A 9528-nucleotide genomic window follows, 5' to 3' on the forward strand; every position below is an offset into this window, starting at 1 on the left:
ACCTGCCACTTCTGGTTGCCCGTACGACGCCCACCTGCCACTTCTGGTTGCCCGTACGACGCCCACCTGCCACTTCTGGCAACCACAAGTGGCAGGTCAGCGGGCCTGGGGCAACCACAACTGGCAGGTCAGCGGCATGACGAAGGCCCGCCACCCCACAGGGGTGACGGGCCTTCGATCAGAGGAGGTCAGGCCTTCTCGTCGGTGCTTTCGCCGGTGCTCTCGTCGGCAGCAGCCTCGGGGGTCTCCTCGACGGGAGCCTCGTCGGCCTCAACCTGGTCGGCCTCGGCGACGACGCTCTCCTCGGGCGACGCCTCGTCCGTCATCTCGACCGGAGCGTCAGCGGCGTCCTCGGCGGCGTCCTCGGCAGGGGCCTCATCGGCCGGGGCGGCAGGAGCCGACTCGGTCGTCGTGGCCTTCTTCGACGAGGGCGCCTTGGGGGCGTACGCCTCGGTCACCAGCTCGATCACGGCCATGGGCGCGTTGTCGCCCTTGCGCGGACCGATCTTGGTGATCCGGGTGTAGCCACCGGGACGCTCGGCGAAGGTCGGAGCGATCTCCGTGAAGAGGTGGTGCACGACCGACTTGTCGCGGATGGTCTTGAGGACCTCGCGCCGGTTGTGCAGGTCGCCCTTCTTCGCCTTGGTGATGAGCTTCTCGGCGTGCGGCCGCAGGACGCGGGCCTTCGCCTCGGTGGTCGTGATCCGACCGTGCTCGAACAGCGCCGTCGCGAGGTTGGCGATGATCAGGCGCTGGTGCGCCGGGCTACCGCCGAGGCGGGCGCCCTTCTTGGGAGTAGGCATTGCTTCTCTCGATTCTCTCGAGCCGTGTCAGGTACTCGAGTAGAGGATCGGGCCCGAGACCCGATCAGTGGGATGTCAGTACTGCTCGTCCTCGACGAACGCGTCGTCGTCGTCGTCGCCGTACGCCGCCAGGGCAGCAGCAGCGTCGAAGCCGGGCGCGCTGTCCTTGAGGGACAGACCCATCTCGACCAGCTTGGCCTTGACCTCGTCGATCGACTTCGCACCGAAGTTGCGGATGTCGAGCAGGTCCTGCTCCGAGCGCGAGATGAGCTCACCCACGGTGTGGATGCCCTCGCGCTTGAGGCAGTTGTAGGAACGGACGGTCAGCTGCAGGTCCTCGACCGGGAGGGCGAGGTCGGCAGCCAGCTGCTCGTCGACGGGCGACGGGCCGATGTCGATGCCCTCGGCCTCGACGTTCAGCTCGCGCGCGAGGCCGAACAGCTCGACCAGGGTCTTGCCGGCCGAAGCGATCGCGTCGCGGGGACGGATCGACGGCTTGGTCTCGACATCGATGACGAGCTTGTCGAAGTCGGTGCGCTGCTCGACACGGGTGGCCTCGACCTTGTAGGTCACCTTCAGCACGGGGCTGTAGATCGAGTCGACCGGCATGCGGCCGATCTCGTTGTCGGCACCCTTGTTCTGGACGGCCGAGACGTAGCCGCGGCCACGCTCGACGACCAGCTCCATCTCGAGCTTGCCCTTGTCGGACAGGGTCGCGATCTTGAGGTCCGGGTTGTGCACCTCGACACCGGCCGGCGGCGCGATGTCCGCGGCGGTCACGTCACCGGCACCCGACTTGCGCAGGTACATGGTGACGGGCTCGTCGTGCTCCGAGGAGACGACCAGGCCCTTGAGGTTCAGGATGATCTCGGTGACGTCTTCCTTGACGCCCTCGATCGTCGAGAACTCGTGGAGCACCGACTCGACCTTGATGCTGGTCACGGATGCACCGGGGATGGACGAGAGCAGGGTACGACGCAGCGAGTTGCCGAGCGTGTAGCCGAAACCCGGCTCCAGCGGCTCGATGACGAAGCGCGAACGGAACTCGTCGACGGACTCTTCCGACAGCGTGGGGCGCTGAGCGATAAGCACTGGTGATTTCCTTTCCGGACCCACCCACCATTTGACGGGCCCGAACTGTGATGGAGAAAAGGAAGTGAGGTGTTACTTCTTCGAGTAGAACTCGACGATCAGCTGCTCCTGCACCGGGATGTCGATCTGCGCACGGACCGGGAGCTGGTGCACCAGGATCCGCATGCGGGACGGCAGGGCCTCGAGCCACGCCGGGACGACGCGCTCACCGTGGGTCTCGCGAGCCACGATGAAGGGAGTCGTCTCGAGAGACTTCTCGCGGACGTCGATGACGTCGTGAGCCGAGACCTGGTACGACGGGATGTCGACCTTCTTGCCGTTCACCTTGAAGTGACCGTGCACGACGAGCTGACGCGCGTGGCGACGCGTGCGGGCGAACCCGGCGCGGTAGACCACGTTGTCGAGACGGCACTCGAGCATCTGCAGCAGGTTGTCACCGGTCTTGCCGGAACGACGCGAAGCCTCGACGTAGTAGTTGTGGAACTGGCGCTCGAGGATGCCGTACGAGATACGCGCCTTCTGCTTCTCACGAAGCTGGAGCAGGTACTCGCTCTCCTTGATGCGGCCGCGGCCGTGCTGGCCGGGGGGGTACGGGCGACGCTCGAAAGCCTGGTCGCCACCAACGAGGTCGACACCGAGACGGCGCGACTTCTTGGTCATGGGGCCGGTGTAACGGGCCATAGCTCAAAGTCTCCTGTTCAGTCTCGGGTGATCAGACGCGACGGCGCTTGGGCGGCCGGCATCCGTTGTGGGGAGTGGGCGTGACGTCCTGGATGGTGCCGACCTCGAGGCCGATCGCACCCAGGGACCGGATCGCCGTCTCGCGACCCGAACCCGGGCCCTTGACGAAGACGTCGATCTTCTTCATGCCGTGCTCCATCGCCCGACGACCCGCGGCTTCCGCGGCCATCTGTGCAGCGAACGGGGTGGACTTGCGCGAGCCCTTGAAGCCGACGGTGCCGGCCGAGGCCCACGAGATCACAGCCCCGGTGGGGTCGGTGATCGTGACGATCGTGTTGTTGAACGTGCTCTTGATGTGGGCTTCGCCCTGAGCGACGTTCTTCTTCTCCTTGCGACGCACCTTCTTGGCGCCGGCCGCTGTGCGGCTCTTGGGAGGCATTCAGTTTCTCCTGGGGTAGCTGGAAGCTGTGATTTCGAGTGGAAGAGTCGGTGAGGTGTTCCGGTTCAGGAACAGCGCGTCACTTCTTCTTCTTGCCGGCAACCGTGCGCTTCGGACCCTTGCGGGTGCGAGCGTTGGTCTTGGTGCGCTGGCCGCGGACCGGAAGGCCCATGCGGTGGCGGCGACCCTGGTAGCTGCCGATCTCGATCTTGCGACGGATGTCTGCCTGGACCTCGCGACGGAGGTCACCCTCGATCTTGAAGTTGCCGTCGATCGCGTCGCGGAGCTTGACCAGCTCTTCGTCACCCATCTGGTGCACGCGCATGTTCGGGTCGACCCCGGTGAGCGCGAGCAACTGCTGGGAGCGGGTACGGCCGATGCCGTAGATGTAGGTGAGAGCGATCTCGATGCGCTTGTCACGCGGGAGATCAACACCAACGAGGCGTGCCATTGTCTGGCGTTTCCCTTCGATAGTTCACAGAGGTTTCTGGTCGTGTCGCGTCCCGTCCCTCGTCGGACGAGCTCCGGCCTTCTGCTCCGGAGGTGGTTCGCAGGTCTCGGCGATGGTGCCGCTGAGACCGACTAAGCGATCACGTTGAGTGGGTGTTCAGTTGTACGACGGGCTGGACTCAGCCCTGGCGCTGCTTGTGTCGCGGGTTCGAGCAGATGACCATGACACGACCGTGGCGACGGATCACCTGGCACTTGTCACACATCGGCTTGACGCTGGGGTTGACCTTCACGAGGAGGTCCTTTCAGTGCTGAAGTGGCTGTTTCACTTGTAGCGGTAGACGATCCGGCCCCGAGTCAGGTCGTACGGCGAGAGCTCCACCACCACGCGGTCCTCGGGGAGGATCCGGATGTAGTGCTGGCGCATCTTGCCGCTGATGTGGGCGAGAACCTTGTGACCATTGCTCAGCTCGACGCGGAACATGGCATTCGGCAGGGCCTCCGTAATGGTGCCCTCGAGCTCGATCACGCCTTCTTTCTTCGGCATGTCCTCCACAATCTGTCGGTTGGGTGTCTACCGTTTGTTGCACCAATCCCGGATCGGTCCGCGATCAGCTGGCCCGGGAACCTCCGCCACGCCGCGAACGGCGAGCCGGTGGACCTCGTGAAGTCGTTGCGAGAGCCTCATCCCCGGCACTGGAATCACGCTCCGGAGAGCGATCCGACAGTGGTCCGGGCAGCCGCGAGGCATCACGAAACAGACCCACGTTGGGCCGACACGCCAGTTTAGGGGACGTCGGGGGTCATCCCCTAATCGGACGTGGGAGCGTCGGCGCCCTCGACGAGCAGCCGCAGCGTCTGCTCACGACCCGGGCTCGCGTCGGCCGGCCCGGCGGCGTATGCCCCGGCGACGGGATGCACCATCACCTCGTCCACGCCGTACGTCGCCGCCAGCTCGGCGATCCTCGCGCGAGCGCCCTCGGGCTCGCCGATCACCCAACGCCGGCGCATCCCGTCCACCAGTTGCCGGTGCTGATCGCCCAGGACGACCTCCTCGGCCTCCTCGACCAGCCGCTGCGCGGTCAGCGGCGCCCCCGTGACCAGCGCGAGCATCGCCAGCAGTTGGGGCAGCGCCAACCGCTCGGCCTCGGCCCGGGTCGGCGCGACGGCGGCGTTCACGGTCAGCAAGGTGCGCGGCTCGGCGAGGTGCTCGGAGGGCCGGAAGGCGCTGCGGTACAGCTCCAGCGCTTCGGCGGTCCCCCGACCGGAGAAGTGATGGGCGAACACGTAGGGCAGCCCCCGCTCGGCGGCCAGCCGCGCCGAGTAGTCCGAGGAGCCGAGCAGCCAGAGCTCCGGGGTGGTCCTCGCCGCAGGAGTGGCGCGCAGGGCCTGGGTCCGGCCGCTCACCCGCACCCCGACCCCCTCGGGGCTCAGCATGGCGCGCACGTTGTCGACGTACTCCGGGAAGTGCGCCACCGCGTCGTCGTCCACTCCCCCGGCGCCGTGGCGCAGCGCCATGCTGGTGACCGGGTCGGTGCCCGGCGCCCGCCCGATGCCCAGGTCGATCCGCCCCGGGTGGGCAGCCTCGAGCAGCGCGAACTGCTCGGCCACCACCAGCGGAGCGTGGTTGGGCAGCATCACCCCGCCGGAGCCGACCCGGATCCGCTGCGTCGCCGCCGCCACCATGGCGATCAGTACCGGTGGGTTGGTCGCCGCCACGGCCGGCATGTTGTGGTGCTCGGCCAGCCAGTAGCGCCGGTACCCCAGCTCATCGGCTGTCCGCGCCAGCGCGATCGTCGCGGTCAGCGCCTGGCCGGTGTGCTGGTCGCTGCGGACGGGGACGAGGTCGAGGACGGACAGGGCCGGGGCAGATGGGCTCACGTGGGACCAACCCGCCCCGGTCCGCCGATGTTCCTCGTCGACGCTCAGTCGCCCTGTCCGTCGCGGCGCGGGCCGGTGCGGACAGCGGCCTCGGCCTTGGACATCCGGCTCGACACGGTGAGGCTCGCGACCGCCGTGATGGCCAGGGTGCCGACGATGACGGCCAGGGAGAGCCAGATCGGGATCTCGGGAGCCCACGAGATGTGCTCACCACCGTTGATGAAGGGGAGCTCGTTCTCGTGCATGGCGTGCAGGACCAGCTTCACCCCGATGAAGCCGAGCAGGAACGACAACCCGTAGGACAGGTAGATGAGTCGCTGGAGCAGGCCACCGATGAGGAAGTACAGCTGGCGCAGCCCCATCAGGGCGAACACGTTGGCGGTGAAGACGAGGTACGGGTCGCGGGTGAGGCCGTAGATCGCGGGGATCGAGTCGAGGGCGAACAGCAGGTCGGTGGTGCCCAGGGTGAGCACCACGAAGAACATCGGCGTGATCAGGCGCTTGCCGTTCTCCTTGGTGAACAGCTTGGTGCCGTGCCATTCGGTCGTCGCCGGGAGCCGCTTCTCGGCCCACTTGACCAGCTTGTTCTCCTCGTACTCCTCCTCGTCCTGGCTGCCTTCCTTGGCCAGCTTCCAGGCCGTCCACAGCAGGAAGATCCCGAAGATGTAGAAGACCCAGCTGAACTGGTTGATGGCGGCCGCACCGACGACGATGAAGATGGCGCGCATGATCAGGGCCAGCACGATGCCGATCATCAGGGCGGTCTGCTGGTACTTCCGGGGCACGGCGAACTTGTTCATGATGATGATGAAGATGAACAGGTTGTCGATGGAGAGGGAGTACTCCGTCAGCCACCCCGCGAAGAACTCAGGGCCCGGCGCCGGCGAGAGTCCGTGCGGCTCGGCGAACACCCACAGCACCACACCGAAGGCGATCGCGAGGCCGATGAAGAACGCCAGGTGGCGACTCACCTCGGCCATGCTGGGCTCGTGCGGGCGGCGGCCGATGATCAGGAGGTCGACGAGCAGCACGCCGACCGTGATGACGATGGTGACGAGCCAGATGGTCGGCGATGCGACCGAATCGCCGGTGAACATGTTCATGCGGGGGTTCTCCTCCGGAGCGTGCGGGGGCGGGGGCACGAGCGCGAGCGCCCGACAGGACTTTTCTCCGGAGGTCTCTTCCGCCCCCATGACAGGCCGGTCATGGGAACCGGTACGCCGGGTCCGGGCCAGGCCCGGGCCGTACTGACGACGCCACCGCGACGGGAATACTCCCCTCCAGGGGGATCTTCCCATGCCCGATCAGCGCAGGGTGAAACGAGGACGTTCCCCACACCCGCCGAGGGCAGGCGCTCAGCGACCGCCGAACGGTACGCCGAGCGCGGTCAGTGCCGCCTCGCCGCCGTCCAGGGCGGTCAGCACCCAGGCACCCCGGGGGGTGAGGGTGAAGGTGTTCTCGTAGTGCGCCGCCCACGAACCGTCGGCGGTGATCACGGTCCAGTCGTCCTCGAGCACGACCGTCTCCTTGCCGCCCAGCGTGATCATCGGCTCCACGGCCAGGGCCAGGCCCTCGACCAGCTTGGGGCCCTTGCCGGCGCGACCGAAGTTGGGAACGTTGGGCGGTTGGTGCATCTGCGAGCCGATGCCGTGGCCGACGTAGTCCTCGAGGATGCCGAAGCGTCCCTGGCTGCGCACGTGCGACTCGACGGCGTGCGAGATGTCGGTGACCCGACCGCCGAGGCGAGCGGCGGCGATGCCGCGCCACATGGCCTCCTCGGTCACGCGCATCAGCTCGGCGACCTCGGCAGGCACCTCGCCGATCGCGACCGTGGTGGCGGCGTCGCCGTGCCACCCGTCCACGATGGCGCCGCAGTCGATGGAGATCACGTCGCCCTCGTTCAGGACGCGGGAGCCGGGGATCCCGTGCACGACCTCGTCGTTCACCGAGGCGCAGATGGAGCCCGGGAAGCCGTGGTAGCCCTTGAAGGACGGCGTGGCGCCGGAGGAGCGGATGTTGTCCTCGGCGATCGCGTCCAGCTCACCGGTGGTGATGCCGGGGCGCACGCTGGAGCGCAGGAGCTCGAGGGTCTCCCCCACGACCAGACCGGCACGACGCATCGTGGCGATCTGCTCGGGCGACTTGATCTCGATGCCACGGTCCAGGAAGGACATGTCGTCCTCAGCTCTGGGTGACGTCGTCGAGCGCGTCGAAGATGCGCTGGGTGACGTCGGAGACCTCGCCCATGCCGTCGACCTCGATCAGGATGCCGCGGGAGCGGTAGACCTCGATCAGCGGCTCGGTCTGCTCGGCGTAGACCTCCTGCCGGCGGCGGATGACGTCCTCGGTGTCGTCGGCGCGCCCCTCGACGGCCGCACGCTGCACGAGGCGCTGCACGATCTCGTCGGCGTCCACGGTGAGCACCACGACGGCGTCGAGGCTGTGACCGGTGAACGAGATCATCCCGTCCAGCTCTTCCACCTGGGCCAGCGTGCGCGGGTAGCCGTCGAGCAGGAAGCCCGGCTGGGCGTCCGGCTCGTCGATCCGGTTGCGCACCATCTTGTTGGTGACCTCGTCCGGCACGTACTCGCCGGCGTCCATGAACTTCTTGGCCTCGACACCCAGGGGCGTGCCCTCGGAGACGTTGGCGCGGAAGATGTCGCCGGTCGAGATCGCCGGGATCCCGAAGTGCTCGGCCACGAACTTCGCCTGGGTGCCCTTGCCGGCCCCCGGGGGGCCCATCATGATCAGTCGCATCAGCGCAGGAACCCTTCGTAGTTGCGCTGCTGGAGCTGGCTCTCGATCTGCTTCACCGTATCCAGCGCGACACCGACCATGATCAGGATCGACGTACCGCCGAAGGGGAAGTTCTGGTTCGCGTTGATGAACACGAAGGCGATCAACGGAATCAGCGCAACCAGACCGAGGTACAGCGCACCCGGCAGCGTAATGCGGGACAGGACGTAGGACAGGTAGTCCTCGGTCGGCTTGCCCGCCCGGATCCCGGGGATGAAGCCGCCGTACTTCTTCATGTTGTCCGCGACCTCGACCGGGTTGAACGTGATCGAGACGTAGAAGTAGGTGAAGAAGATGATCAGCAGGAAGTAGAAGATCATGTAGAGCGGGTGGTCGCCCTGGACGAGGTAGTCGTTGAGGAACCGCACCCACACGGAGTCGCTGTCCTGGTTGAACTGCGCCGCCATCGCCGGCAGGTAGAGCAACGACGAGGCGAAGATGACGGGGATGACACCGGCCTGGTTGACCTTGAGCGGGATGTACGTCGAGCTGCCGCCGAACATCTTGCGCCCGACCATCCGGCGCGCGTACTGCACCGGGATCCGGCGCTGGGCCTGCTCGATGAAGATGACCGCCGCGATGATGACCAGACCGATCAGCAGGACGACGGCGAAGATCCACCAGCCCTTCTGCTTGCCGACCGCCCACAGCGACGACGGGAAGCCCGCGACCACCTGGGTGAAGATCAGCAGCGACATGCCGTTGCCGACGCCGCGGTCGGTGATCAGCTCGCCGAGCCACATGATGACGGCGGTGCCCGCGGTCATCGTGATCACCATGACCATGAAGGTCTGGGTGCCGTTGTCGTGCAGCAGCGGCTGGGTGCACCCCTGGAGCAGGTTGCCCGAGCGGGCCAGCGCCACGATGCCGGTCGCCTGGAGCAGCGCGAGGCCGAGGGTGAGGTAGCGCGTGTACTGAGTGATCTTGGTCTGCCCCGCCTGGCCCTCCTTCTTCAGCGCTTCGAGCCGTGGGATGACCACGACGAGCAGCTGGAGGATGATGCTGGCGGTGATGTACGGCATGATCCCGAGCGCGAAGACCGTGAGCTGGAGAAGCGCACCGCCCGAGAACAGGTTGATCAGGCTGTAGATCCCCGTGTCGCCCAGGTTGGCGATGCAACCCTGGACGTTGGCGACATTGACACCCGGGGTCGGGATCTGCGAACCCAGCCTGAAGACCGCAAGGATCATCAGGACGAACAGCAGCTTGCGCCGCAGGTCGGGGGTTCGGAAAGCGTTGGCGAACGCGCCTAGCACAACATCCTCTTTCTCCAAGCGGGGAGCGGCCCTCGCACGTCACCCGCGAGAACCCGGGGAAGCCTAACAGGCGCCCCCGGCGTGCTGACCGTCCCCAGATGCTGAAGGTGGGGGGCGGCCGGCGCTCGGC

General features: G+C 66.8%; 12 protein-coding genes. All 12 read right to left on the bottom strand.

Going from position 1 to position 9528, the window contains the following annotated elements:
- Positions 1–188 precede the first annotated feature (188 nt).
- The gene (rplQ, locus tag ABZE72_RS13360) at positions 189–803 is read right to left on the bottom strand and encodes a 50S ribosomal protein L17 (protein WP_372729525.1); all 615 of its coding nucleotides are present in this window, start codon (positions 801–803) and stop codon (positions 189–191) included.
- A 75-nt stretch (positions 804–878) separates the two neighbouring features.
- Positions 879–1895 carry a DNA-directed RNA polymerase subunit alpha gene (locus ABZE72_RS13365; protein WP_372729526.1) on the bottom strand — a complete coding sequence of 339 codons (1017 nt, stop codon included), beginning with the start codon at positions 1893–1895 and terminating at the stop codon, positions 879–881.
- A gap of 72 nt (positions 1896–1967) precedes the next feature.
- The gene (gene rpsD, locus ABZE72_RS13370; RefSeq protein ID WP_372729527.1) at positions 1968–2576 is read right to left on the bottom strand and encodes a 30S ribosomal protein S4; all 609 of its coding nucleotides are present in this window, start codon (positions 2574–2576) and stop codon (positions 1968–1970) included.
- A gap of 31 nt (positions 2577–2607) precedes the next feature.
- Complete coding sequence (rpsK, locus tag ABZE72_RS13375) at positions 2608–3015, bottom strand: 30S ribosomal protein S11 (protein ID WP_090849777.1); 408 nt, start codon at positions 3013–3015, stop codon at positions 2608–2610.
- Between the two features lie 79 nt (positions 3016–3094).
- Positions 3095–3466, bottom strand: a complete 372-nt coding sequence (gene rpsM, locus ABZE72_RS13380) for a 30S ribosomal protein S13 (RefSeq protein ID WP_372729528.1) — start codon at positions 3464–3466, stop codon at positions 3095–3097.
- A 178-nt stretch (positions 3467–3644) separates the two neighbouring features.
- Positions 3645–3758: a 50S ribosomal protein L36 gene (gene rpmJ, locus ABZE72_RS13385; protein ID WP_372729529.1), complete on the bottom strand. Its 114-nt coding sequence runs from the start codon at positions 3756–3758 to the stop codon at positions 3645–3647.
- Between the two features lie 32 nt (positions 3759–3790).
- Positions 3791–4012, bottom strand: a complete 222-nt coding sequence (gene infA, locus ABZE72_RS13390) for a translation initiation factor IF-1 (RefSeq protein ID WP_026145687.1) — start codon at positions 4010–4012, stop codon at positions 3791–3793.
- Positions 4013–4275: 263 nt separating this feature from the next.
- Positions 4276–5346 carry an LLM class flavin-dependent oxidoreductase gene (locus ABZE72_RS13395; RefSeq protein WP_372729530.1) on the bottom strand — a complete coding sequence of 357 codons (1071 nt, stop codon included), beginning with the start codon at positions 5344–5346 and terminating at the stop codon, positions 4276–4278.
- Between the two features lie 44 nt (positions 5347–5390).
- The gene (locus tag ABZE72_RS13400) at positions 5391–6449 is read right to left on the bottom strand and encodes a TerC family protein (RefSeq protein ID WP_372729531.1); all 1059 of its coding nucleotides are present in this window, start codon (positions 6447–6449) and stop codon (positions 5391–5393) included.
- 252 nt (positions 6450–6701) lie between these two features.
- Entirely contained in the window at positions 6702–7520 is an 819-nt protein-coding gene (gene map / locus ABZE72_RS13405; protein WP_372729532.1) for a type I methionyl aminopeptidase, read from the bottom strand.
- A gap of 7 nt (positions 7521–7527) precedes the next feature.
- Complete coding sequence (locus ABZE72_RS13410; protein ID WP_372729533.1) at positions 7528–8103, bottom strand: adenylate kinase; 576 nt, start codon at positions 8101–8103, stop codon at positions 7528–7530.
- Positions 8103–9398, bottom strand: coding sequence for a preprotein translocase subunit SecY (gene secY / locus ABZE72_RS13415; protein WP_372729534.1), 1296 nt, complete (start codon positions 9396–9398; stop codon positions 8103–8105). The genes ABZE72_RS13410 and secY overlap by 1 nt, the downstream gene beginning before the upstream one ends.
- Positions 9399–9528: the final 130 nt, after the last annotated feature.

This window comes from Nocardioides sp. (assembly GCF_041600255.1).
Classification (GTDB): Bacteria; Actinomycetota; Actinomycetes; order Propionibacteriales; family Nocardioidaceae; genus Nocardioides.

What these genes read in the sequence shown, in the direction of transcription:
- map (WP_372729532.1), bottom strand. Translation starts at nt 7,520, where the DNA reads ATGTCCTTCCTGGACCGTGGCATCGAGATCAAGTCGCCCGAGCAGATC.
- infA (WP_026145687.1), bottom strand. Translation starts at nt 4,012, where the DNA reads ATGCCGAAGAAAGAAGGCGTGATCGAGCTCGAGGGCACCATTACGGAG.
- rplQ (WP_372729525.1), bottom strand. Translation starts at nt 803, where the DNA reads ATGCCTACTCCCAAGAAGGGCGCCCGCCTCGGCGGTAGCCCGGCGCAC.
- ABZE72_RS13410 (WP_372729533.1), bottom strand. Translation starts at nt 8,103, where the DNA reads ATGCGACTGATCATGATGGGCCCCCCGGGGGCCGGCAAGGGCACCCAG.
- rpsK (WP_090849777.1), bottom strand. Translation starts at nt 3,015, where the DNA reads ATGCCTCCCAAGAGCCGCACAGCGGCCGGCGCCAAGAAGGTGCGTCGC.
- rpsD (WP_372729527.1), bottom strand. Translation starts at nt 2,576, where the DNA reads ATGGCCCGTTACACCGGCCCCATGACCAAGAAGTCGCGCCGTCTCGGT.
- ABZE72_RS13400 (WP_372729531.1), bottom strand. Translation starts at nt 6,449, where the DNA reads ATGAACATGTTCACCGGCGATTCGGTCGCATCGCCGACCATCTGGCTC.
- rpsM (WP_372729528.1), bottom strand. Translation starts at nt 3,466, where the DNA reads ATGGCACGCCTCGTTGGTGTTGATCTCCCGCGTGACAAGCGCATCGAG.